Below are 25269 nucleotides of genomic sequence, written 5' to 3'. Positions count from 1 at the left end.
CTTAAATTTTATCTCCCACATACATCACGTAAACAGCACGGTCTTCATCTATTTCAGCTGAATCGCGTAAATACTGTCCTTTTCCCGGTATATCCACTACGTCTTTTAATAAATACCGTATAACATCCCAATGGCTATTTAAAGCTTGGGTATGTAGTACTGGCATATCTCCTGAAGAATGATAAGACCGGAATTCTAAAAATATCCCTCTTCCTTTGTAAATCGTTTCCTCCGTAAATCTTCGAGCCTCTCCGACTTCTTTTACGATTAAGATCTCCTCGCTGCCTTTCATCTCATTCGATTGCAGCTCGTACTCTTTTCCTCCTGTTACAAAAAATTCGCAGAGCTGTCGTGCATATTTTTCATCGTTATGCATGTTCTCAGGAATCTTATAGGTTAAGAAAGCTTCATATTCGTTATCTCTTTCGATAAAATAAGTAAGTTCCATTATTTTCATCCTCTTTATAATTTGTTATGTTTATCATACCAGTTTACAGTTTTATATGTATGTTTTGGAGGTAATCACACGCATGACCTATATAGATAATAGACAAAAATTTTATAATCAGCTACCTGAATTTTGGGCCGATATGTATGGTCAAGAATATGCTTTATACGAACCTGCTGAAATATCAGAAGACGCTTCAAGAGATGTGGAACTTCTAGGTGAGAGAGGTGGCCACATCTTGTTTAAGACAGCTTCCCTTCTACAGTCAGAAAATATAGAAGATGATATCTTACAGCTTCTCGGTTTCCCTGAGGTGCTTAATTCGTTTCTCCGCTATCAAACGCCATTAGCTAAAACGGTCATTGGCAGGATCGATTCAATCGAAACACCCGAGGGACATAAGATCATGGAGTTTAACAGCGATACGCCAACGTTTATTTATGAATGTTTTAAAGTAAACGAATTGATCTGTAAGCAGCACGGATACCGCAATCCTAACGAAAACAAAGAGAAGCAATTAAAGAACGCTATACGTTCCTCCATCTTGAGTGCATATCGACACTTGAAGATGGAACACGCCCCGCATATCGTTTTTACAGCACATGAAGAGAATATTGAAGACAAGCAGACTGTCCTTTATCTTAAAGAACTTTTAGGATTTCCTTCTCAGTTTGTACCTTTGGAAGAATTGGTCATACGAAAAGGAATCGGTTTATTCGATCAAAACGGGAAAAAAATCGATGTACTCTATAGACAGACTTTTCCCATCGAGCTTCTTATTCAAGATGTAGATAAAGTGACGAACGAGGATATAGGGTTACAGTTAACGCAGCTTGTGGTTCAAAACCAATTGGCCATCATCAACCCACCATCCGCCTTTTTATTACAGAGCAAAGCCATTTTAGCTGTCATATGGGGATTACATGAGGAACGCTCTCCTTACTTTTCAAGTGAAGAACACGAATGGATCGAACGCTATTTCTTACCGACCTACCTTGAACCCGACACGTTTTTGAAAAACAAAGAAAAGTATGTGCAAAAGCCTGTTTTTGGCCGAGAAGGAGATACGGTTCGTATATTTGACGGTAACGGCTACTTGGTAGATCAAGACAAACATCAGAGTTATGACAACTATGCAAGTGTTTATCAAAAACATGTATCACTTCCCAAAATGACATTTCAATCTGAAAAAGGCAGTCAAGAAGGTCACCGAATGACAGGAACATTTCTCATTAACGGAAAACCAAGCGCTTTTGGATACCGTATCGGAAATGCTATAACTGATAACCTATCCTATTTCTTGCCTTCTTGCATAAAAAAATAGCGCATGCCGAACCGGCACGCGCTACTTTTTACAGCCATGAAGACAAATTATAAGATGCTTTTTCTTTAGCACGATCATAAAGTGTTTTTACTTCCCTATCACGAGCGTAAAGCTCATCAGGTCGACGGTTCCTCTTAATAGAAAAGGTAATCGTTACAAAAAACAAATGTAGTGTAAACATATCTTTTTTAGCTCCTTCGTTTCAATCATATTTTTTCCCTCAGGTTGAATCTTTCTCCGTTAATAGCCAAGTCAGCAGTGTAATTCCAATCATTATCATCTTCTTCTCCTCCTTTAAGTTGTATATAAAAAACACCGCAGAATAACCCCTGCGGTGTTAAAAAAGCACACAAAAAACCGCAGGCATTCGACCTGCGGTGTCTTTTAAATAAGGTTAAATAGACATACTGCGCTGATTGGCGGTCGAACGTAAAGACTTATTCAGTTGGTAGATCGTTTTCATGTAAATCATCATTGTGTTCAACCTCCTTTTTTAAAATTTACTTTACTTAGAAAACCTTACACTATTTACCAAGTTGTGTAAAGCTTTTTTCTCCTAGATAAGTATATGCACGTAAAATGGAAAGTACACAAAGATTGTTAAGGTTTTCTATAAATAGGCAATACCATTACAAGATAATTATGTGTACACTTTCACAAACTTTTACTATAATTATGAGTGTAAAGGGGGAAACACAAATGATACATCCTAAGGTCATCTTCGCTTCGACTCGGCCTTTTTCATTAACAGCTTCTGTCATTCCCGTCATCTTCGGGACAATCCTTGCATTGCAGTGGACAAGCATACATTGGACTACTTTCTTTCTAACACTTATTGGTGCTGTTTTTCTTCAGTGCGGAACAAACTTAGTGAACGACTATTTCGATCATGTAAAAGGTGCGGACATTCCTGGGTCGTTGAGCCCATCAGGCGTTATCGACCGAAAAGAGATGACTCCACGCCAAGTATACATCACAGGTCTTATTTTCTTTAGTTTAAGCATTATCGTGGGACTTATTTTAACTGCACTTACCGGCCCTGTTGTTCTTTACTTCGGTATTCCGTCACTCCTTGTAGGCTACTTTTACACAGCTACTCGTTATGCGCTTGCATACAACGGACTAGGTGAGATCGCATCTGGAAGTACGCTAGGTATTCTCGCAGTTGTTGGTTCTTTCTACACTCAAACTTTAACAATAAACACAGAAATCTTTTTAGCCGCTATTCCTAACGCCCTTCTAGTTATGGCTATCTTACACGCTAACAACTTGCGTGACTTCGATACAGATAAACAGATCGGTAAAACAACAGTTGCTGGTTTGATCGGAAGAAAAGCATCACGACTAGAATATTATGTCTTAATGCTTGGTGCGTATGTAAGTTTATTAGCTCTTATATTCTTAAATATCTTACCCCTATGGAGCCTTATAGCTGCGATTACTCTTCCTATCGCGTTAAAAGGATTAAAGATTGCGATATCCACGTGGGATGCAAAAGAATTAAACAAAGCACTTGGTTTAACAGCGCTACTTCATATGGCTTTTGGTATTCTACTTTGTGTAGGTACTTTAACGGGAATCCTATTATAGACGTGAAAAAGTCCACTTGTTAGAAGTGGACTTTTCCTTTTACCCTTTTCCAGCTTGAAATCCTGGATATAATGTCATTCCGCCATCAGCAATCAGCGTTAGACCTGTAACATAACTTGCTTGGTTTGAAGCAAGCCAAACTGCTGTCGCTGCAATCTCCTCTGGCTCTCCGATATAGCCCATAGGTATTAACTTTAATACCCCTTCTTTTTGTTTTGGATCTGAAAACTTTTCAGCATTGATCGGTGTATTGATCGCACCCGGCGCAATGCTGTTGATTCTGATACGTTTAGGAGCATATTCAAGTGCGAGCGTTTGTGTCATCAGCTTAATTCCACCTTTACTTGCTGCGTAATGTACAAAATGCGGCCATGGTATGATCTCATGTACACTCGACATGTTGATTATGGCTCCCTGGATATCATGTTCGAGGAAATAATCGATTGCTTCTCTGCAACCTAAAAATTGACCTGTTAAATTCGTAGATATAACTTTGTTCCAATCGTCCAATGTGAGCTCATGTGAAGGAACTTCATTTTCAATACCAGCATTGTTAATCATGATGTCTAACGACCCAAATTCATCAATTGCTTTCTTAATAAGTTGTTTGATGTCACTTTCTTTTGTTACATCTCCTTGAACAGCAATTGCATTTCCACCGCTATTCTTAATTTCCTTTATCATTTCTTCTGTTTCTTTCACTTGTTTATCTGAATGAAAATTAATAACAACGTTAGCATGTTCTTGTCCAAATCTTAATGCACAAGCCTTCCCGATACCCGTAGCGGCACCTGTAATAATAACCGTTTTCCCTTTTAAATCTGGATACATATTGTTCATCTCCTTATGATTTTGTAAATCCTAACATGACGCCACCCGCTATGATGAGAACACAGCCTGAGATTACCCAAATGATCTCTTTTTTGCTCCTTTTTTCACCTAAAAGAAAAATTCCTCCAAGCGTTGAAATGATGATACCGGTCTGTGAGAGCGAGAAGCTGGTCGCGATTCCGATAAGAGGCAATGACAGCAATAATGTCAGATTACCTGTGCTCCAGATTAAACCAGTTAAGATATTGCGATAAGAGTACTTATTAAAAGGCTTATGTTTAAATGATAAAACGAGCGCACCTATAAACATCCCTACCGCTTGCGGTAAAATCGCCTGCCATCCGTTTACTTCAAACCATCTGATGATTACAACATATGTAACATACCCAATCGTTGAAATAAGGAGGATGGTTAGTCCTTTTTTAAAGTTTTGTTTGTCTTTTTGGTCGCCTTGCTCACTTCTTCTAGATGTTAATAGGGCCCCTGCTATAATTGCACAGATTGCAATAATCCCGATTATGATTTCCGTCATGGTTTTCCATTCATGAAAAACAATAACACCGAACAATGTTGTTCCGAACAACTGCATGCCTGTTGAAAGCGGAACGATTTTAGAAACGCCTAAATAATCTACACTAGCAAATTGATTTCGCTGTCCGATCACCCAAAAGATTCCTGACACGATACCGATCGCAAAAACTGTTATATTCAGGTCCGGTTGAACGATAAAGAATGCAACAATCGAAAACAACAATGCTCCGAGTGTCATTCCAAAAGTTTGACTGTGAAAGTCTCCGCCAAGTTTTTCGCTTACTAATACGATACTTCCCCAGCAGACTGCTGTAATAAGTGCCCAGATGATACCCACTAACTCCACTTCTTTCTCCATATAGATTGTTAAAACTTAGTATGACCTTCTTCGGCCGTTCTGTATCCATACCCTATTGTTCTAACGAAATAAACTATCTCAACCGAACTTCTTTGAGTGATATAAAAGAATACATTCAGCGTAATCGCTTTCTTTTGAAGACATAAAAAATACCGCCCCTACTTAAGGGACGGTACGTGAAATTATCTATATGGTTTATTCACTTAATTCTTGTAATTGTGTTTTGCACTTTCTTACGACTTTATACATAAGTGCAGTGAACCCTAAGCACGTTGTAGATGCAATACCTAGTGTGATGGATTGAACAAAGTTTTTGTCTTCAACAGGAAGTACTAGTCCTAAATAAAAGAACGTGCTAACAGCCAATAAAATAAAACCGAAGCGCTGGTAGTCAGCGATTTTCTTTTGAATGAATTCAGCATTGTTTTTCATAGCGGTGTCTACCTCCTACTCCTAATCTCTATATAAAGGATAACATAGGTAAGATAGCAACCTACCAAGCAGATTTTGACAAAAGCGTGAAGTAATTTTGTCTAAATTGTGATCAAAAATTAGCATCGTACGCTTTAATTTGAGGATAAATTTATTAGAGCCAAAAAAGGTTAAAAAAAGGTTCATTGTGCGTCTTGAAAAGGTTAGCAGGTTATACCTTACGGGGTATCCAAAGAGGGAATTCAGGAAATTTAGTAATTATTTCTGGAAATTTTGGGATTAATCCGGCGAGTTATGACTTTAATACAGCGAGTTTACTTCTAAACCGGCGAGTTTACAAATTTCGACAATCAAAACGTGTCTTATACCCTCTCCAATGCACTTTTTCAGGTTCACATTTTGCCCTCGTGTAATTGACATACTAAGCCAGCACAAATAAAAGAACAAGTGCCTGTTAAAGCACTTGTTCTTTTATTTGTGTTCTTCATTTAGCTTAAAGCATTTTTTAAATCATCGATCAAATCGTCAGCATCTTCAATACCAACTGAGATACGTACCAATCCATCTGTGATTCCTAATTCTGCTCTTCGCTCTGCAGGTATTGAAGCATGTGTCATACGGGCAGGTACCGAGATCAAACTCTCAACTGCACCTAGGCTTTCTGCAAGTGTAAAGTATTTTACTTTTTTAAGAAGGGCATCAGCATTCGCTTGTGATCCAACATCAAACGATACCATACCACCAAAGCCGCCAGATTGTTTTTTAGCGATATCATGCTGAGGATGATCTTCAAGTCCTGGGTAATAAATTTTCTCTACCGCTGAATGAGATTTTAAAAATTCAACGATTTTTTTCGTATTGTTTTCGTGAGCTTCCATTCGCAAACCAAGCGTTTTGATCCCGCGAATAAGCAACCATGAATCTTGAGGCCCTAAAACGCCGCCTGTTGAGTTTTGTACGAAATGCAGATCTTCTCCTAGCTTTTCATCGTTTACTACGACTAGACCTGCTACAACGTCACTATGACCACCAATATATTTCGTTGCAGAGTGAAGAACTATATCTGCTCCTAATTCGATCGGGTTCTGCCAGTATGGTGTATTAAACGTATTATCCACCATGAACAGAAGGTTTTTCGCTTTTGCCCAAGAAGCTACAGCTTCGATGTCTGTAACCTTTAATAGAGGATTTGTAGGTGTTTCTACATACACCGCTTTCGTGTTTGGTTTTAATGCAGCTTCGATCTGTTCGATGTCCGTTGTATCTACAAACGTTGAATCGATTCCAAGACGGTTCAAGACCTTCGTCATCACACGATACGTACCGCCGTAAACATCATCTGTTAAAATAACATGATCACCAGAATCAAACAGCATCATAACTGCTGTAATGGCAGCCATACCAGAACCAAACGCAAATCCGCGTTTGCCACCTTCTAGATCTTTGATCAGTTCTTCTAACGCATGTCTTGTTGGGTTTCCTGTACGTGAATATTCAAATCCGCTATGCACTCCCACATCTTCTTGCTTATAAGTACTTACTTGGTAGATTGGAAAAGACACAGCTCCTGTTGTCTTATCAGAAGGAATGCCTCCGTGGATTAATTTTGTTTTACGTTTCATTATCAGATGCCTCCTTCATAGATTTTCTTGCTTAAATATCGCTCTGAGCTGTCAGCAAAAATAGTCACAATGTTTTGCCCGGGTTGTGCACTTTGAGCTTCAATCAGGGCTGCGTGCAACGCTGCTCCTGAAGAACTTCCAACAAGAAGCCCTTCTTTTCTTGCTAGTTCAGCAACTCTTTGGAATGCATCAACATCCATTACCGTATGGATGCTGTTGAAATAAGATGAATCCATATATGCTGGAAGAAATTCCATGCCGATACCTTCTGTCTTATGAGGTCCGGATTCTCCACCATTAAGAATAGAGCCTTCAGGTTCAACAATAACCGTCTTCACGTTTTCGTTCTTTTCTTTTAAATAGCGAGCTGTACCCATGAATGTACCACCTGTACCCGCCCCGGCTACAAAAACATCTACATGACCATCAAGCGCATCCCAGATTTCTGGACCTAATGTTTTGTAGTACGTGTTCGGGTTATCCGGATTAGAAAATTGAGAAGGAGAAAAAGAATTCGGAATCTCATTCAGCAATTCTTTCGTTCTTTTGATCGCTCCTTTTATTCCATCGGCAGTAGGGGTATGAACGATGGTCGCGCCCAATGCCTTCATGAGCTCTTGCTTTTCAATACTAAACTTTTCTGGAATAACAAAGATTACGTCTATCCCTTTATTGATCGCTGCAAGAGCAAGACCGATTCCAGTATTTCCTGCTGTAGGCTCGATGATCGTTCCGCCTTCTACAAGATCACCTTTAACTAGGGCTGCATCTAGCAGTTCCATACCTAGACGATCTTTTACACTTCCTCCAGGGTTCATAAATTCGAGTTTGGCAAACAAACGAACTCCTTCTGGAAGTGAAAACTGAGTGATCTCCATAAGAGGTGTATTACCGATCATCTCATGCACGTTTTTAAAGTATTTCATAAATATCGTCCTCTATTCTCCGAAAACAATATGCCACTCGTCTTTTTTTGCAAGCATCTTGCGCGCGATTTCTTTTGCACCTTCAAGACTATGGTTAGCGGCCCAGCCACATTGAACTTCATTACATGCAGGCACTTCAGTCGCTTCTAAAACATCGTTCAACGTCTTCTCAAGAACGTCTAAAATCTCATCATAGTTATCATGGTTGATCACAGAAAGATAAAAACCAGTCTGACAACCCATAGGACTTATATCAACTACAGTAGAATGATGATTACGAATATTTTCCGCCATCAGATGTTCGATAGAATGAAGTCCTTCCATCGGCATATGATCTTTATTCGGCTGACAAAAACGGATGTCATACTTGTGGATGATATCTCCGTTAGCACCTGTCGTTGTACCTGCTAAACGAATATAAGGCGCGACTACTTTCGTATGGTCAAGGTTAAAGCTTTCAACGTTCATTTTTTTTGTCATAATGATTTCAGCTCCTCTACGATTTTTTGTACTAGTTCTGCTGAGTTCTTAGATGCAGTTTGTAAGAATTGATCATAAGACACACGTGCATCTTTTCCTGCAATATCTGATAAAGAGCGGATGATCACAAAAGGAACTTTAAATTGATAACACGTTTGAGCGATAGCTGCAGCTTCCATCTCAGCTGCATATAGAGCCGGAAACTTGCCTCTGATATCTTCTACCCTAGCATGATCACTCATAAACGAATCGCCTGAAGCGATCAAACCTTTTGCTACTTGTATGTTTTCTACTCGCGCTCCAGCTCTTTCTGCTGCATGCACAAGTTTTTCGTCAGGCAGATAGTTTGGCGGCATCTGTGGCACTTGACCGTGTTCATAACCAAAGATCGTTGCATCTACATCATGATGGCGCACATCTGTTGAGATGACTACATCGCCGACGTTCAGGTCTGAATGAAAACCACCAGCAGATCCCGTGTTCAAAATAACATCTGGTCCATAAAGTTGGATCAACAACGTAGTTCCGATCGCTGCGTTTACTTTTCCGATCCCTGATTTTAATAGCACGACTTCTTGACCGTTAAGTAAACCTTTATAGAATTCACAACCTGCAAGCTTCTTTTCTTCAAGATTTTCTAATTGCTCTCTTAAAAGAACAACCTCTTCTTCCATTGCACCAATAATTCCAATTTTTTTCATGAGTGATTCTCCAATGTCTATTTTTTTACCGCTTCCATCAGCCAGACATATTCATTTAGTTTTTTAAACGAGACTTCAAAATCATGTTTTTTAAATAGTTCTTCTAGTACGCCAAGTGTTGTATAATACTCGGTCTGAAGGTCTTTTAACAGATTAAGGAAGCCTTGAGATCTTACTTTTTCATGACGCTCTTTTTTATCATCCTCGTGAAGATAAGCGGTATCTGCAAACACAATTTTACCATTCTTTTTAAGCAGCTGGCTATACTGTCCGATCGCCAGATCTTTTTCTTCGTCGGTTAGGTGGTGGAACGCATAAGTACTTACTATTGTATCAATCTCTTGATCGAACTTTGGAAAAGATAAAAAGTCACCATCATGAAGAGTTAGATCCGGATGACGGTCAGATGCTTTTTCTCGCATCCCTTTTGAAGGCTCAATCCCAATGACTTGCTTTTTGCTGCGAAGAAGTTTTTCGCTTAAATTGCCTGTTCCGACGCCGAACTCCAAAACAACACTTCCTGAACGCTGAACAACCGTTTCTAAAATTTCATCATATTTATGAAAAACTTCCTTATATTCCTGATCATTTCCTGAAACCGTCTCATCATAAGAGGATGACCACTCATCAAACAGATCAATAAATTCTCGTCCCATTTTTCACACTCACCTTTAATTTATATAATTCCTATCAATATACTATGAATTAAAATCTTACAGGTTCCAAATTATCATAATTCCTAAAAATTTTCAAATGAAAAATCTTTTTCAATTGGCAAAAATTACGTATACATGCCACTTCACGAACGAACGTTATTAGCAATAATATATAGACTATTGGACCTCCGCGTTTTTTGTATCTGATTTTTTGTAATCTTGCTCGGTTAAGCTCTATAAACAAAAAAAACAACCTGCAATAATTAACAGGTTGCTTTTCTTCGTTTTATTGAACAGGTGTTACGCTTGTAGGTTGCCATCCTTTTTCCGGCACCCACTGAAGCATAACATCATATTTTTTCCCATCGGCTTTCGATTGTACAGTACCTTTTGAAAGATCAGGACCTCCACCGTTACCTAACCAAAAAATGGTCATCTGGTCTTGTGGAATGCTGGTCGCATATGAAAGGGCTTGGACCATCTCGTTCCAATCTTGTGAACCATCATCATACGTCTTTGTATGAGGTTCTGCTTGTGAAGTTCCGATTGGTTGCCATGGACCCTCAGGACCGCCACCTTCAGGCGTTTCTGATTCTGTTTTTTCTTCTTCAGTTGTTTCTTCATCTGCTTTGTCTTGATCTTCAGCTGACTCTTCTTTATCTTGAGACTCAGAATCTTCATTATCAGGTTTTGACTTTGAATCATCCGTTTCCATCTCAATTGAACTGTTATTGGATTCGTTGTTTTCATTTTGTTCAGAATTAGATTTGTTCGTTGAAGCTGTTTCGTTATCATCGCCTGAGAAAAGATTGAATGCAACAACAACAATCAGCAAAACAACTAACCCGATTGCTATGTTTAAAAAACGATTTTGTTTTCGTTTTTCTAGTCTTGATTCATAACGCTGGTTTCGTTTCATAATATCCTCCTCAGTAAAATACTTTTTTTATTTTACCACGAGGAAGTGGTATAGGAACACTATTTCCTATTACTCTTTTTGAGATTATATTCTTTATCGATCTTTTTCTTCCATGATTTCTGTTGCGATACCCCGAAATACAGGGATTGTTCGATTAACGGTATCATGTTTTAAATCTACTATTACTAGTGCAAAACGTGGATTTTCGGCTGGAAAGTATCCTGCAAACCATTTATTGTTAAAGCGTTGATCCCCTCCTTTTTGTGCCGTTCCTGATTTGCCTGCAACTTGAAAAGGCAATGACTGTAATGCGTGTCCAGTTCCTTCTTCGTTTTTTACGACATTCAAAAGCAGGGATTGAAGTCTCATAATCGTATAGGGAGAAAGCTTTTCACCCTCTTTCTTATGATCTGCAAACTCAATCAGTTCGGTACCATTAGCAAAATTCACGCTTTTAGCTGACTTTACCTCATAACTGACCCCACCTCTAGCGATCGTCGCCATCATGTTAGCAACAGCAAGGGGGGTAACTTTCACATCCAGCTGGCCAATCGCAGTTTGAGAAGTCGCTAATGAACTTTTGTAATTGGATTCTTTCTTTTTTGAGTTGTAGATCTGACCCGCTTCTTCTTTATAAAAGTGCGAGAATGCTTCTAGATGATAGACTTCTCCTTGCCAGCCGTTGTGCGTAAGTAGTCCTAATTTTTCAGCATACTTTTCCATAAAATCCGGATCTTTTTTTTGTAATTCATTAGCTAGATCTCCGAATGTTCTGTTGCAGCTTTGTGTAAAACTGTTCTCTACATTTAACATCCCTAACTGTCTTTCATCTTTATCACCATATATGTTTAGGTTACAATCATACATCTTATCGTTTTGTATCCTATTTTCTTCAATAGCTGCAGCTGCTGTTACAATTTTAAAAACAGAACCAGGAATTTGTTGAGACGTCATATGGTCAACATGTTTATAGATAGTTTCACTCGAGAACAAAGGTCTGCTTGACATTGCCAACAGCTCGTTTGTTTCTATATCTATCAAAACAGCTCCACCTTCTATTACATTGTGGGCATCAAGTGTTTTCTCCACTGTTTCCTGCATCTTCTTATCAAGCGTCGTCTTCACGTGAAGAGGATATAGGGGATTGGATTGTGAACGGAACTTAACATCAAGTCCAAACAACGGATGTCCTTGACGATCTACATGATAGATATATTCTGTTTCCCCTTCTGATATTAGGAAGGGATCAAACGTATACTGCATGCCATTCTTTCCTGTTTTTGTACTGATCGTAACCGTGCCTTTTTTTAGTTTATCTTCATACTTTCTTTTGATCAGATCCGGATCTTGTCCGACTGCCCCAAGGATATGATTAGCAAATGGAGTAGGGTTTCGTTTTGTGACAAGCTGAGCGTAAAGCCCAGGAATTTCTAGTTTATTAATCTCATTCATCTGCTCGATACTTATTTCTTTTGAAAGAGAGAGGGCAGATGGCTTCTTTAGTTCACTGATACTTTTTGTTAAGTTTCTGCTTGATGTATCGAGGATGTTAGTTATCGAATCAATCGGCCATCTACGGGAGTAAAGATTCGGAAAAACGATGACTTGAGCTCTTACATCTGTTGAGAGCAGTTCACCATTTCGATCAAGAAAATAGCCTCTTCCATCGTTGATCATGAAACGATGTGTACGCTGATCCACACTTTCTTGAATGAGGTTCACTTTATTTTTGGAAAAGGAAGTAGTAGAGATCAGCTGTATATCTGCTAGCCGATACGTAAGACCAAGGATAAGGAACAGGAATAAAAGTGCTACGACCATCGTTCTTTTCTTTGATAACATAGGCTCACCCCCTTACCCCTATTCTCACCCACTACTTTTGTTCCTAAACGATTACAAAAAAAAGAAGACTTGCAGATAAATACAAGTCTTCTAATACATAATACGTTTATTTTACTTCTAGAATCACAACGCTGATTTCTCCACCAGGCGTTTGAACAGAAACTTTATCTCCAGGCTTTTTACCCAAAAGACTTTTAGCCATTGGAGAATCGTTAGAAATTTTCCCTTCGAATGGATCTGCTTCTGCACTACCTACGATGATATATGTTTCTTCGTCACCGTCTGGAAGCTCTTTAAACTTAACTGTTTTCCCGATGGAAACGTTATCAGATTGGTCTTTATTATCTTCAATAATAACCGAATCACGAATCATTTTTTCTAGTTGAACGATACGAGCTTCTACGAATGCCTGCTCGTCTTTTGCTGCATCATACTCAGAGTTCTCAGAAAGGTCTCCAAAACTGCGAGCTACTTTAATTCGTTCAACAACTTCTTTTCTTCGTTCTGTTTTTAAAAACTCTAGTTCGTTCTCTAACTTCTCTTTACCTTCTAAGGTCATATAGTGTTTTTTCTCGTCTGCCATTGTTTTTTCACTCCTTAAATAATCAGTACCCTTGTTACGTTATATGATAATTCGGCTAGGGTATGTATAAAATATGGGTCATTAGTTGATTGCCAAATGGCTTAAAGCTGAAATTTTTGTCCGTGTATACCGAAAAAATGAGGATGATGTTCCTCATTTTTTCAATAATGCTTTGTCTTCCAATATCGTCTTAATCTTTGTTACCATTAAGTCGATCGCCACAAGATTCTGACCGCCTTCTGGAATAATGATATCCGCATATCGTTTCGTTGGCTCTATGAATTGATTATGCATCGGCCGAACCACTGAAGTATATTGATCGATAACAGATTCAAGTGTTCTTCCACGGTCTCGGATATCTCGAACCATCCTTCTAATAATACGAACATCTGCATCCGTGTCTACAAACAGCTTGATGTCCATCAAATCACGTAGTCGTTCGTCTTCAAGGATCAAAATACCTTCCAGTATAATGACATCTTTAGCATCAACTGGGATAATTTTATCACTTCTTGTATGTGCTGTATAGTCGTACACTGGTTTTTCGATGGAATCGTATTTTAGAAGTGAAGAAATGTGCTGGATTAACAAATCATTATCGAAAGCAAGAGGATGATCATAGTTCGTATCCAATCGTTCTTCCATTGATTTATCTGATTGATCTCTATAATACGCATCTTGCTCTATGATTAAGATGGATTGGTTAGCAAACTGCCTGTAAATTTCTTTTGCTACCGTCGTCTTACCTGATCCAGATCCACCTGCAACCCCAATTACTATTGGTTTTTGTGCCATTTTGATTACTCCTCCAAACTGCATGTCCCATTAAGAATTTCTAATACTCACCATCATTCCATCTCCAACCGGTAAGATTGAAGACTGATAGTCAGGATGCTGCATCATGTATTCGTTAAAACTTCTAATTTTTTTTACGAGAGAACGAAGTCTTCTACTCTCTAAGCCGCTTTCATCAGCGACATACCCTCTAAAAAGAACATTATCTGTTACGATGATGCCATCAGGTGACAGCATGGAAGAATAATGATCAAAAAAGTTTTGATATTGTCCTTTTGCTGCATCTATAAAAATAAAGTCATATGGGGCATACTTTTCTACTTGGCTCTGCAATTCATTTGCATCTCCAAGTAACAAATTAATTCTGCTCTCTAGATGAAACGATCTAACATTATCTTTTGCTATATTGTACCGTTCTTCATCTCTTTCAATACTAATAATTTCAGCATTCTCACATGCAAGAGCCATTCGAATGGCTGAATATCCAATCGCTGTTCCTACTTCTAATATACGTTTCGGTTTCTTCAATCTAACATAGGACAATAGAGTCTCCATACCTGTTAGATCCATGATCGGCACATTATGCTCTTTCGCGTATTGCTCCATTTTTAGTACTTGTTCAGAGCGCGTTGGAATAATTTTTTCGATATATTGGTTCACTTCTTTTGAGACCAAAGTAACACGCCTCCTTCACACTAACCGGTATATTGTATCATAATCTTTATTTGAAGGCGAGAGTCCTATTTCTATACTTTTGTTATCAATAAGATAACTGAGTTATTCACTCTTAAAATGCTATATAAGATGTAAGTTTTGCAGCAATAAAAAAGAGAATACATACTAGTATCCTCAGAAACATGCTTAATTATTGTCTTTTTCCTGCCAAACTTTCCATTCATCTCTGTATTTTTTATATACAGCATTATGTTCGCTCAAGGTTTTCGTGTAGATGACCTCACCGTTTGGTCTCGCATAAAAGAAAAGCTCGTCCATCTTCACGGGTTGAAGTGCAGCTTCAATCGCTTTTTCACCTGGTGAAGTGATCGGTCCGATCGGTATGCCTTTATAAAGGTACGTATTGTACTTTGAATCAAATTTCAGATGTTCGTATAAAACTTGAACATCGAAATTCTTTCGAGCATATTTCACCGTTGGATCAGAATCAAGCTTCATATCTTTACTTAAGCGATTATAAAAAACACCAGCAATCTTTTTGCGATCCTCTTCAAGCTGAGATTCTTCTTCTATAAGAGATGACAAGGTGATGATCTGAAAGAGTGAATAACCGCTATTCTTGATATCTTTCTCATGTTTAGTTAGGACAACAGAAGATTGTTCGACCATCTTGTCTATCACATTTGATAATTCTGGTTTCTTTACATCGAAATCATATGTGGCAGGAAACAAAAATCCTTCTAGCGGATAGTACAGTCCAGCTTTCATTATATCATCAGGTAAGATCGGATACTTATCTTTAAGCTGTTGCAAATAAGCTTTATCGGCCATCTTTTTGATGATATCCGCTTCACTGTAACCCGTTTTCTGACTGATTAATTTTGCGATCTGCGGGACATTGTATCCTTCTGGAATCGTTATGGTTAAAGCTGGCTTCTTGAACATCTTTCCGTCTTTAAGTGCTGAAATGATCTCTGTAAGATTCATGGAAGGAGTTAGTTCGTAAATACCGGCTTGGAAGTTTCCTTCACCTTTAACTCGAGTATAGATTCTAAAGAAATCACCGTTGTTTATCAATCCTTTATTCTCGAGCTCTTGTCCTATTTTTGAAGAGGAAGAACCAATTGGAATTTCCACCGTAATTTTTTCATTATTAGCTGAATCGATCGGTCCAATGTTCTTATTGTAATAAAAATAAGCACCTATAGCTGCAGCAATGAATAACGCAAGAAATAGAAATAAGATAGATAGAACAATGGTTTTAGTACGTTTTTTACTTTTATTTTCATTTATGTAATTCCCAGATGACTGGAGATGTAACATGGTATTTCCCCCTTCCACCTGTTTAATTATACGTTTACTAGCAGAAATTGTCGAGATTGGCCGTAAAATGGAATAAAAAAAGAAGTTGGTTAGAAAACCAACTTCTTTTTTTTTTGATACTTATTCTGTTTCGTATTCGTCATCTTGAAATGTGTTTAACATTTCTTCGATCATGTCCCATTCTTCATCAGACTCAAGTGGGAATAGAGCAAGATCGTCTTCTTCTCCATTTTCTTCATAACGGAAAGGGAAAACTTCTACTTCATCTGTATCATCATCTTCTGAATCAGCTACAGGTATAGTTACCATGTATGATTTTCCTGTTTGATCTACATCAAATTTGAATAAAACTTCAAATAGATTTTCGTCACCATTCTCGTCTGGAATAACGATGCGTTCGCGTTCTTCTTTTGCCATTATTGGCTCACCTCTACTTTTCTTATTGTTGGCTGTCCAAATAACCTTGCAGAATGATCGAAGCTGCTAGCTTATCGATCACCTGTTTTCGTTTCTTTCGGCTCACGTCAGCTGAAATCAATGTTCTTTCAGCTGCCATGGTGGTCAGCCTCTCATCCCATAGGATAACCGAAAGACCTGTCAGACTTTCAATATCTTTAGCAAAGTTTTGACAAGCTTCTCCGCTGGGACCGATCGTACCATTCATGTTCTTCGGAAGACCTACTACGATCTTACTGATGTCATGTAACTGAATCAGCTCTTGGATCCTTGCATAGTCTTCTTCTGGCTTATTAGGACGGCGTCGTATCGTTTCTACTCCTTGTGCTGTCCATCCCAGTGCATCTGAGACGGCAACACCGATCGTCTTCGTTCCAACATCCAGTCCGAGTGTTTTTGTCAAATTAACGACTTCCTTCTTTTTGAGTGGATAGATATGATTTTACAAGCTCTTCAATAAGCTCATCTCGCTCCAGTTTTCTAATCATGCTTCTCGCATCATTGTGACGAGGAATATAAGCCGGATCCCCTGAGAGCAAATAACCTACAATCTGATTGATAGGATTGTATCCTTTATCCTGCAGGGCGTCGTAAACAGAAAACAGGACAGTTTCTACATTCGTCTTATAAGCATCTTCTTCGTTGAAGTTAAACTTCATCGTTTTGTCCATTGAACTCACTGGCGAACACCTCTTTCTGAAGATCTCCCTTAAGGGACAAATTAGTTCTTGTCTCTATTGTACATGAAAGATGAAAGCTTAGGAAACGGTTTTGATCATTTCAACTGCAGAATCTATTCCTTCTTGCAGCTTTTGGGGATCTTTACCTCCAGCTTGGGCCATATCAGGACGGCCACCACCGCCTCCGCCGCAACGGACAGCCACTTCTTTTACTAGGTTACCTGCATGATAGCCTTTTGTCACTAAATCTTTTGTTACTCCCGCTACGATATTTACTTTTCCGCCGTTTTCCGCACCAAGGATAACCACTCCGCTTTGAAGTTTATTCTTTAGATCATCTACGATTGAACGCAAGCCGTTCATATCCACGCCGCTTAGTTTCTTAGCGATAACAGAAACACCGTTAATCGTTTGAACTTCATCAACAAGGCTGCCTGCTTCCATATTTCCAATCTTAGCTGCAAGAGATTCTTTCTCTTTTTGCAACTCACGAATTTGCTCGTTTAACGCATCGATTCGCTGTGGGACGTCCTTAAGATTCGTTTTCAACTTAGCAGCTGTGTCTTTTAAAAGCTGTACTTGTCCGTTCATCAAGCGGTACGCGTTCTCACCAGTAACAGCTTCGATCCTGCGTGTTCCAGCACCGATCCCTGATTCTGATACGATCTTAAACAAACCGATCTCTGAAGTATTATTCACGTGACATCCACCGCAAAGTTCTAGACTATAGTCTCCTACTTTTACAACGCGTACTGTTTCACCATACTTCTCACCGAACAGAGCCATTGCTCCCATCGCTTTTGCTTCGTTTATGTTTTTAACCATCTTTTCGACAGGAATGTTACCCCATACTTTTTCGTTAACGATCTCTTCGATCTTCTCAAGCTCTTCTGTAGAAATACTACCAAAGTGTGTGAAGTCAAAGCGTAAACGACCTTCTTGTACGAGAGATCCTGCCTGATTTACGTGCGTTCCAAGCACATCTTTTAATGCCTGATGAAGAAGGTGAGTAGCCGTATGGTTCTTTACAACTTTTGCACGAATTTCAGGGTCAACCTCGACAGAAACATCAATATTGTTTTCAAGAACGCCTTTCTCAACAACAACGGTATGAAGATTTTGTCCATTAGGTGCTTTTTGAACATCTTTTACTGAAAGTAAAAGTTCTTTCCCTGCTATTTTTCCTTGGTCAGCGATCTGACCACCGCTCTCAGCGTAGAATGGTGTTACATCTAAAATAACTTGAGCTTCTTCTCCTGATGCGACCATCGCCACGCGTTCACCGTTTTGTAGCACTTCTAAAATTTTTGATTCTCCTGCTAAGTTATCATAACCAGAGAACTCGCTTTTTACGGTAATATCAGAAAGAACCCCACCTTGTACTTGCATGCTGTCTACTTCTTGTCTCGCCGCTCGTGCACGTTCTCGTTGTGCCTTCATCTCGTTCTCAAAGCCTTCTAAATCTACATCCATTCCGTTTTCAGCTGCATACTCTTGTGTAAGCTCGAATGGGAAACCAAATGTATCGTATAGCTTGAACGCGTCTTTTCCAGAGATGACGTTTCTTCCTTCTTCTTTTTCTCTTGCCATAACATCTTCTAAGATAGCAAGACCTTCGTTGATCGTTTCATGGAAACGCTCTTCTTCCGTCTTGATGACTTTTTGGATGAAAGGAACTTTTTCTTTTACTTCCGGGTAGAAGTCTACCATGATGTCTGCAACTGTTGGTACTAGTTCATACATGAAAGGCTTGTTGATGTTGATCTTTTTCGCAAAACGAATCGCTCTTCTGATCAAACGTCTAAGGATATATCCTCTTCCCTCATTTGATGGTAGAGCACTATCGCCGATCGCAAAACTTACCGTACGTACATGGTCAGCGATTACTTTAAATGCAGTATCTGTTTCTGTACTCAAGCCATAAGACGTGTCAGAAAGCTTTTCTGTTTCTTTGATGATCGGCATGAAAAGATCCGTTTCAAAGTTCGTCTTCGTGTCTTGGATCACACAAACCATTCTCTCAAGTCCCATACCCGTATCGATATTCTTCTTAGGAAGTGGTGTATACGTACCGTCTGGATTATGGTTGAACTGTGAGAACACCAGGTTCCATACTTCAAGGTATCTGTCGTTTTCTCCACCCGGATATAGTTCAGGATCTGACGGATCGCTGCCGTATGCTTCACCGCGGTCATAGAAAATCTCAGTGTTAGGTCCACTCGGTCCCTCACCGATATCCCAGAAGTTTCCTTCTAAACGAATGATACGCTCTTCAGGTAATCCTACTTGTTTTGTCCAAATATCAAATGCTTCATCGTCTTCTGGGTGGATTGTAACAGAGAGTTTTTCAGGATCAAACCCGATCCATTTTTCACTCGTTAGGAACTCCCATGCCCAAAGAATAGCTTCCACTTTAAAATAATCACCGATCGAGAAGTTTCCTAACATCTCAAAGAATGTATGGTGCCTTGCTGTTATACCAACATTCTCGATATCGTTCGTACGAATCGATTTTTGTGCGTTTGTAATACGAGGGTTCTCAGGAATCACACGTCCGTCAAAATATTTTTTCAGTGTTGCAACACCACTGTTGATCCATAGTAGTGTAGGATCTTCATGCGGAACTAAGGATGCACTAGGTTCTACACCATGACCTTTTTCCTGGAAAAAATCTAGAAACATCTGTCTTACTTGAGCTGAAGTCAAATTTCTCATCGTTTTCATTCTCCTTTTTTAGATAAATATAAAGACTGATTTCGTAAACTTGGTTGTTTTTTTAGTAGTTGATTTTGTTTCATTAACAGAAAAACAAAATGTTGCTTCTAAATGTCTTTTGTCTTCCTTGTAAGTTGATTGGAGCGCAAGGTGCGAGACTCCTATGGGACGAGTGAATAGGTGGAGACTCCTAAAGGCGCAAAGCGGCAGGAGGCTCACCGTTCGCCCCATGGAAAGCGAGCAACCTGGAGAGGAAATCAACTACTTTCGAACGAAAAAAGCCAATAAAAAAACTCCCATCCCTATAAAAAATACAGGGACGAGAGTTTGAATTCACGCGGTACCACCCTGGTTATATGCTTAGATACAAGCATATCACCTTGATTAAAGCCTTAACGCGGCATAACGGCAGATTTTCCTTCTGCACTCCAGAGTAGCTTTCTGTTTCTCTTCTTCCTAAAACATCTTTCAGCCGATGGATGTTTTTCTCTTTTGGAAGGACTGAAACGTACTTTTCTCTTTCAGCGATTTTTTGATCTTCTAGCGTTAGTATACGTTTATTTATTCTTACTTGTCAATCGGATGATGATTGAAGTCGATGTTCCCTGATGTGTATGATTACTACCTTGATCACACTAAAAATCGGAACAGCTAAAATCATTCCTGGTACACCGGCCAATTCTCCCCCAAGTAGTAATGAAAAAATGATAAACACAGGATGGATATGCAGATTCTTGCCGACGATAAACGGACCAAGAATGTTCCCCTCAATAAACTGCAGAACAAGCATGATGCCAACTGTGATCCACACCATCTTCCAAGAGATCGTGAGTGCGATCAATACGACAGGTATCGCTCCTAAGATCGGACCAAAGTATGGGATGATGTCTGTTATCGCTATCACGAGCCCTAAAAGTATGGGGTATGGCATACCAACGATCCATAGAGCAATCATGGCTGCAGCTCCAAGTATAGCTCCTACAAACAGCTGTCCTCTAATATATCCTCCAAGGGATTGATCGATATCTTTTAATAAGTGCTTTCCTTCATAACGGTATTTTCTCGGTGTGAGGTACCACAGTGCTTTTTTCAGTTTTTCAAAATCGTTTAGAAAATAAAACACTAAAAAAGGGACAACGATGATAACGAAGAAATAGTCCACGATCTTTCTTAGTGAAAAGATGGCATTAGTCAACACATCCTGTGCGTTACTTTCCATTTTCACAATATAATTTTCGATTTTAGAATGTACCGAATATGGCAGTGCAGATGTACCTCTGTCAACTTGGTACAATAGATCCTTATAATCCTCTGCAAGAACCGGCACATTCACTAACAGCTGCTTCATCTGCACAACGAAATAAGGAAACCCTTTTACTGCCGCAATCCCTAGACCACCAAAGAAAAGGATATATATGCTCAAGATCGCAACAAAGCGAGGTAATCCTTTTTCATGTACGTATTCCACGACGGGATGGAGTAGATATGTAATTAGTGCAGCAAGAAAAAAAGGTAGAAAGACCCCTTTTATCGCACTCCATAATGGCTCGTAAAGAGGGTAAAGTTTCATTAACAGAAACAAACATAAAAACAATAATAAAGAAAGGGCAAGCCTATAAACCCACTTCATTCGAATGTCTTTTGTCATCTCTTCACCCTTTTCTTAAAAAACCCCGTCTTTATTTGAGACGGGGTTTGCTTTCTTTAATAAATGGCTTTTGCGACTTTTTTACGTATTTTCTTAACACGTCGTGATGTCCAAAGATCACCTATATCTGAAAGGTTATAGTTCATCTTAGACATTCTTGACATCCTCTTATTTCTCATCGCATATGTTGCCGCTCCAATACCAAGTGCGAAAAGAGAACTCATCGTCCTGCTCATGCTAAATCACCTCGACATCAGAGATTTGTTTTCTTTTATGATGTGCTTTCTCTATAAGTCAGATCTTGATCTTCAAATAAATCATCGAGTGATGTTAGAGAGCCGTCTTCTTCCACCTGATGAAGGGACAGTCTTCCTTTAACAATGGAAAGCTCTATAAAACAGTTCCAGCAATAATACTGGTTCACCCCGATTTTACCGATATCTTTTCTACTGCAGTTCGGACATTCCACTTGCTCTCTCTCCTTTAAATTTTACTTTTACAAGGGTGTCCTGAATTTGTAGAAAATATACAGAAAATATATCTGAAGGATCATGACTTCTAGAAATACAAAAAAGAAATGTCCGACAAGATGACATCTTACATCTCTCGAACATTTCTAGTTTGTTTCGTTTAGAAGGGTATCATTCATTAAATCTTTTTCCAGTATGGTCTCTTGAAGTCGGGAAGTAAGACCCGAGTATCGTTCTGTTTCATCTGATCGTTCAACAGCCCAAGTAAACGCTTCTTGTTCTCCACACAGGATCAGATATTCTTTACTTCTCGTTATTGCTGTATATAATAAGTTCCGTTTTAACATTCGGTAGTAGCTTTTTAAGACAGGTAGAACGACGATCGGATACTCACTTCCCTGCGACTTATGGATCGAACAACAGAATGCATGAGTAAAATGATGAAATTCACTTCTTTTATACGTAACCTCAATCTCATCAAAACTGATGACGATCTGATCTTCTTTATCCGTGTTCTCTCTTGCATAGATAACAGCAACGATCTCACCGATATCACCATTGAACACCTGATCTTCAGGTTGATTGACGAGCTGAAGCACCTTATCTCCTTTTCGATAAAACACATTTGCGACCTGTAACTGACGCTGTTTTTGTTTCTCGGGATTAAACAGACGCTGAAGTTCCATATTTAATCGATCAATTCCAACTGGCCCTTTGTACATAGGTGCTAACACTTGGATATCTCGAGAACTGTATCCTTTTTTAATCGCATTTTCACAAACTTGAAGGATCGCTTGAAACACTTGTTCACCGGAACATGCAAAAAAACGTCTGTCGTTCTGTGGGACAAGCAGATCTTGAGGCACGTTTCCGTTCTTCATCTCATGAGCTAACCGGATAATAGATGATCCTTCTGCCTGTCTATAAATATCCACTAAACGAGATTGTGGAACATGCTGTGCTTGCAGTAGATCTTTTAGTACTTGACCAGGACCAACTGATGGTAACTGATCTTCATCCCCAACAACAATGATCTGGATATGAGGTGGCAGAGCTTTTGCTAAAGAATGAGCAAGCCATATGTCGACCATCGACATTTCATCGACGATCAAAAGTTTTCCTTCAATGGGTTCATCTTCATTTTTTTCAAAGGTACCTCCACCTTTCCATCCTAATAAGCGATGGATCGTGTGAGCGGGTATTCCTGTAGACTCAGTCATACGCTTTGCCGCTCGACCTGTTGGAGCAACGAGTAAAACTGGAAACGACTCTTTTTTTCCTCGGTAATCATCAGGATTTAGACTTACACCATGAATCTCACTATAAAGTTCGACGATTCCTTTAATTACGGTCGTTTTCCCTGTTCCAGGCCCTCCTGTCAGAACCATTAAAGAAGAGGTTAACGCCTTTTTAATCGCCGCTTTTTGACTTTTCGCATATTTCATGTTGAGTCTTTTTTCAAGAGCTGTTAGCTCAGATTCCAATTTTGAATCCTCAATGTGATATTCATTTTTCTGACTATGTAATAATTGATTCATTTTTTGAGCAAATCCACGCTCCGCGAAATATAGGGATGGCAGATATACAACGTTTTCTTTTACGATCAATCGTTGCTCAGTCTCCATATCTTGAATCTCTCGAAAAATACTCATCTCATCTACCGTATTCTTTCCATCTGCTAAAAGCTTTCTTACACCTTCTAACAGTTCGTCCATCGGTAGATATGAGTGTCCAAGGTCTGTACCTTGATCACGAAGCACGAACTGACAGGCAGCTTGAATTCGTTTTGGGTGGTTGACTTGCATCCCATTTCCTTTTGCGATTTCATCAGCCCGGTGAAACCCAATTCCAGAAACGTCTTCGATCAGTCGATACGGCTCGTCTTTAATGATCTTTACAGCATCATCCTGATACGTTTGAAAGATTTTCATCGCAAGCTGCGGTCCGATCCCGTAGGGTTGAACGACCATCATCACTTGATCTAATCCTCGATTCTGCATGAGGGATTTTTGCAAACTTTGAGCTTGCTCTTCTGTTAGCTTTGGAATCTGACTGATATATTCTGGAGATTCTAAGAGCTTTGTGACCGCATCGTTTCCCATGACTTCTACAATATGCTCGGCAGTCTTCTTACCGATCCCTTTAAACAGATCGCTCGAAAGATACTGAATCATCGCTTCTTTGGATTGAGGCATTTCTTTTTGAAACAGATCAACTTCGTATTGTTTACCATATTTCGGATGATCTTTAAATTTTCCATAAAACACATAAAGTTCATCTTCTCTTAACGGAGGAAGGATGCCTGTAATCATGATTTCTTTTTCATTGTAATTTTCGTTCGTCTCTTTAACCCGTATTCTAGCGACCGTATAGAGACTCTCTGTTTGATGATAAATTGTAGAGATCAACGTACCTTTTATATACTTTTTTATTTCAGTCGAATCATCTTCTAAATGAAAAGAAGGCTGCTGTGCCATAAAGCACCCCCTTTAATGGTTGGTATTTTTACTTTCGATATTTCGTTTTCCATTCCCTGCAAGATAATGATCAGGCTGGATGTCTAACGCTTTTTTAAAAGCTTCTAGAGCTTCTATGTTTTTGTCAAAATAACTATACGTCACACCTAGATTGTACCAAGCATCGGCATGTGTTTCATCGCGCTCAACAACTTTTTCAAAGGTTGTTGATGCAGACATGATATCCCCTGTTCGTGCCTGACAGAGACCGAATTGAAACAATGCTTCATGGTCTTGATCGTTAAGCTCAGTTGCTCTCATTAAGTAAGGGAATGCAAGCTTATGTTCTCCTAGTGAAACGAACGACATGCCTGTCATAAAGTGAGTGTCACTATCTTGCAGACCGCCTTTAAGTGCTTCTTGAAACAATTTTGCACTCTTAGAGAATTCTTCAAGATGATAGCAGGCAATACCCGCACCATAGTATGCAGCAACTGCATTTTCGTCGAGCGATAGAGCTTTATCAAAGAATTGAATCGCTTTTTCGTGTTCATGAACAGCAGAAAGCAGATTTCCAAAGTTAATATAATGTACTGGGTTTTCTGGATCTGCCTCGATCATGGATTCCAGACTTTTTGCTGCTTCTTCAAACTTTCCTTTTTGTAAGTATTCAAGACCTTTTGAAGGTTCCATCTTCATTACCCCCACTTTTAATTTCCTTCAAAAGTATAACAAATGAGGGCAACTGAAGCATAATTTTTTGTCGGTTCCTCTTGTGGATAGTGCGTTCAGGCTTTCTGAATCGCTC

The 25269-nt window shown here is 39.1% G+C and carries 27 protein-coding genes and 1 other annotated feature; of the genes, 2 read left to right on the top strand and 25 right to left on the bottom strand.

Features of this window, described 5'->3' with window-relative positions:
- Position 1: 1 nt before the first annotated feature.
- The gene (locus FS458_RS06680; RefSeq protein WP_260858499.1) at positions 2 to 448 is read right to left on the bottom strand and encodes an RNA helicase; all 447 of its coding nucleotides are present in this window, start codon (positions 446 to 448) and stop codon (positions 2 to 4) included.
- Between the two features lie 82 nt (positions 449 to 530).
- On the opposite strand from FS458_RS06680, the gene FS458_RS06675 reads away from it, so the two are divergent.
- Positions 531 to 1772: a glutathionylspermidine synthase family protein gene (locus FS458_RS06675; RefSeq protein ID WP_144698911.1), complete on the top strand. Its 1242-nt coding sequence runs from the start codon at positions 531 to 533 to the stop codon at positions 1770 to 1772.
- 28 nt (positions 1773 to 1800) lie between these two features.
- Here the strand turns inward: FS458_RS06675 and FS458_RS06670 are convergent, their stop codons facing one another.
- Positions 1801 to 1953 (bottom strand): YrzI family small protein, encoded by a 153-nt coding sequence (locus tag FS458_RS06670; protein ID WP_144698909.1) that lies wholly within the window; start codon positions 1951 to 1953, stop codon positions 1801 to 1803.
- A gap of 518 nt (positions 1954 to 2471) precedes the next feature.
- Here FS458_RS06670 and menA point away from each other — a divergent pair.
- Positions 2472 to 3362: a 1,4-dihydroxy-2-naphthoate octaprenyltransferase gene (gene menA / locus FS458_RS06665; protein WP_186320474.1), complete on the top strand. Its 891-nt coding sequence runs from the start codon at positions 2472 to 2474 to the stop codon at positions 3360 to 3362.
- 39 nt (positions 3363 to 3401) lie between these two features.
- Here the strand turns inward: menA and FS458_RS06660 are convergent, their stop codons facing one another.
- From FS458_RS06660 to FS458_RS06550, 23 genes are all read right to left on the bottom strand, one after another.
- Positions 3402 to 4193, bottom strand: a complete 792-nt coding sequence (locus FS458_RS06660) for an SDR family oxidoreductase (protein WP_144698905.1) — start codon at positions 4191 to 4193, stop codon at positions 3402 to 3404.
- A gap of 13 nt (positions 4194 to 4206) precedes the next feature.
- Complete coding sequence (locus tag FS458_RS06655; RefSeq protein WP_144703351.1) at positions 4207 to 5061, bottom strand: GRP family sugar transporter; 855 nt, start codon at positions 5059 to 5061, stop codon at positions 4207 to 4209.
- A 216-nt stretch (positions 5062 to 5277) separates the two neighbouring features.
- Positions 5278 to 5514 (bottom strand): YrhC family protein, encoded by a 237-nt coding sequence (locus tag FS458_RS06650; protein WP_137788796.1) that lies wholly within the window; start codon positions 5512 to 5514, stop codon positions 5278 to 5280.
- A 488-nt stretch (positions 5515 to 6002) separates the two neighbouring features.
- Entirely contained in the window at positions 6003 to 7136 is a 1134-nt protein-coding gene (locus FS458_RS06645) for a bifunctional cystathionine gamma-lyase/homocysteine desulfhydrase (protein WP_144698903.1), read from the bottom strand.
- Between the two features lie 2 nt (positions 7137 to 7138).
- The gene (locus FS458_RS06640; RefSeq protein WP_144698901.1) at positions 7139 to 8062 is read right to left on the bottom strand and encodes a PLP-dependent cysteine synthase family protein; all 924 of its coding nucleotides are present in this window, start codon (positions 8060 to 8062) and stop codon (positions 7139 to 7141) included.
- 12 nt (positions 8063 to 8074) lie between these two features.
- Positions 8075 to 8542: an S-ribosylhomocysteine lyase gene (locus FS458_RS06635; protein ID WP_144698899.1), complete on the bottom strand. Its 468-nt coding sequence runs from the start codon at positions 8540 to 8542 to the stop codon at positions 8075 to 8077.
- Positions 8539 to 9243: a 5'-methylthioadenosine/S-adenosylhomocysteine nucleosidase gene (gene mtnN / locus FS458_RS06630; protein ID WP_144698897.1), complete on the bottom strand. Its 705-nt coding sequence runs from the start codon at positions 9241 to 9243 to the stop codon at positions 8539 to 8541. The genes FS458_RS06635 and mtnN overlap by 4 nt, the downstream gene beginning before the upstream one ends.
- 17 nt (positions 9244 to 9260) lie before the next feature.
- Positions 9261 to 9899: a class I SAM-dependent methyltransferase gene (locus tag FS458_RS06625; protein WP_144698895.1), complete on the bottom strand. Its 639-nt coding sequence runs from the start codon at positions 9897 to 9899 to the stop codon at positions 9261 to 9263.
- Positions 9900 to 10185: 286 nt separating this feature from the next.
- Entirely contained in the window at positions 10186 to 10818 is a 633-nt protein-coding gene (locus FS458_RS06620) for a YrrS family protein (RefSeq protein ID WP_144698893.1), read from the bottom strand.
- 93 nt (positions 10819 to 10911) lie between these two features.
- Complete coding sequence (locus FS458_RS06615) at positions 10912 to 12660, bottom strand: peptidoglycan D,D-transpeptidase FtsI family protein (protein WP_144698891.1); 1749 nt, start codon at positions 12658 to 12660, stop codon at positions 10912 to 10914.
- Between the two features lie 106 nt (positions 12661 to 12766).
- On the bottom strand, positions 12767 to 13243 hold the full coding sequence (gene greA, locus FS458_RS06610) for a transcription elongation factor GreA (protein ID WP_144698889.1): 477 nt from the start codon (positions 13241 to 13243) through the stop codon (positions 12767 to 12769).
- Between the two features lie 153 nt (positions 13244 to 13396).
- Positions 13397 to 14038 (bottom strand): uridine kinase, encoded by a 642-nt coding sequence (udk, locus tag FS458_RS06605; RefSeq protein WP_144698887.1) that lies wholly within the window; start codon positions 14036 to 14038, stop codon positions 13397 to 13399.
- A gap of 30 nt (positions 14039 to 14068) precedes the next feature.
- Entirely contained in the window at positions 14069 to 14713 is a 645-nt protein-coding gene (locus tag FS458_RS06600; protein ID WP_260858498.1) for an O-methyltransferase, read from the bottom strand.
- Between the two features lie 186 nt (positions 14714 to 14899).
- On the bottom strand, positions 14900 to 16036 hold the full coding sequence (mltG, locus tag FS458_RS06595; protein WP_144698885.1) for an endolytic transglycosylase MltG: 1137 nt from the start codon (positions 16034 to 16036) through the stop codon (positions 14900 to 14902).
- 120 nt (positions 16037 to 16156) lie between these two features.
- Positions 16157 to 16453, bottom strand: a complete 297-nt coding sequence (locus tag FS458_RS06590) for a DUF1292 domain-containing protein (RefSeq protein WP_137788788.1) — start codon at positions 16451 to 16453, stop codon at positions 16157 to 16159.
- 22 nt (positions 16454 to 16475) lie between these two features.
- Positions 16476 to 16895, bottom strand: coding sequence for a Holliday junction resolvase RuvX (gene ruvX / locus FS458_RS06585; RefSeq protein WP_144698883.1), 420 nt, complete (start codon positions 16893 to 16895; stop codon positions 16476 to 16478).
- Between the two features lies 1 nt (position 16896).
- On the bottom strand, positions 16897 to 17172 hold the full coding sequence (locus FS458_RS06580; protein WP_144698881.1) for an IreB family regulatory phosphoprotein: 276 nt from the start codon (positions 17170 to 17172) through the stop codon (positions 16897 to 16899).
- Between the two features lie 78 nt (positions 17173 to 17250).
- The gene (gene alaS / locus FS458_RS06575; RefSeq protein ID WP_144698879.1) at positions 17251 to 19887 is read right to left on the bottom strand and encodes an alanine--tRNA ligase; all 2637 of its coding nucleotides are present in this window, start codon (positions 19885 to 19887) and stop codon (positions 17251 to 17253) included.
- A 312-nt stretch (positions 19888 to 20199) separates the two neighbouring features.
- Positions 20200 to 20421, bottom strand: a binding site (T-box leader).
- A 40-nt stretch (positions 20422 to 20461) separates the two neighbouring features.
- Entirely contained in the window at positions 20462 to 21535 is a 1074-nt protein-coding gene (locus FS458_RS06570; RefSeq protein WP_144698877.1) for an AI-2E family transporter, read from the bottom strand.
- Between the two features lie 56 nt (positions 21536 to 21591).
- Positions 21592 to 21771, bottom strand: coding sequence for a DUF3918 domain-containing protein (locus FS458_RS06565; protein WP_144698875.1), 180 nt, complete (start codon positions 21769 to 21771; stop codon positions 21592 to 21594).
- 35 nt (positions 21772 to 21806) lie between these two features.
- Positions 21807 to 22004 carry a hypothetical protein gene (locus FS458_RS06560; RefSeq protein ID WP_066240196.1) on the bottom strand — a complete coding sequence of 66 codons (198 nt, stop codon included), beginning with the start codon at positions 22002 to 22004 and terminating at the stop codon, positions 21807 to 21809.
- A 147-nt stretch (positions 22005 to 22151) separates the two neighbouring features.
- Positions 22152 to 24482 carry an SF1B family DNA helicase RecD2 gene (recD2, locus tag FS458_RS06555; RefSeq protein ID WP_144698873.1) on the bottom strand — a complete coding sequence of 777 codons (2331 nt, stop codon included), beginning with the start codon at positions 24480 to 24482 and terminating at the stop codon, positions 22152 to 22154.
- Positions 24483 to 24494: 12 nt separating this feature from the next.
- A complete protein-coding gene (locus FS458_RS06550) occupies positions 24495 to 25154 on the bottom strand; it encodes a tetratricopeptide repeat protein (protein WP_144698871.1) in 660 nt (219 codons plus the stop codon).
- Positions 25155 to 25269: the final 115 nt, after the last annotated feature.

The sequence above is a fragment of the Fictibacillus phosphorivorans genome (assembly GCF_007673525.1).
Classification (GTDB): Bacteria; Bacillota; Bacilli; order Bacillales; family Fictibacillaceae; genus Fictibacillus; species Fictibacillus phosphorivorans_C.
The sequence above is the reverse complement of the archived record's forward strand: the minus strand, read 5'-3'. Positions and strand labels throughout refer to the sequence as shown.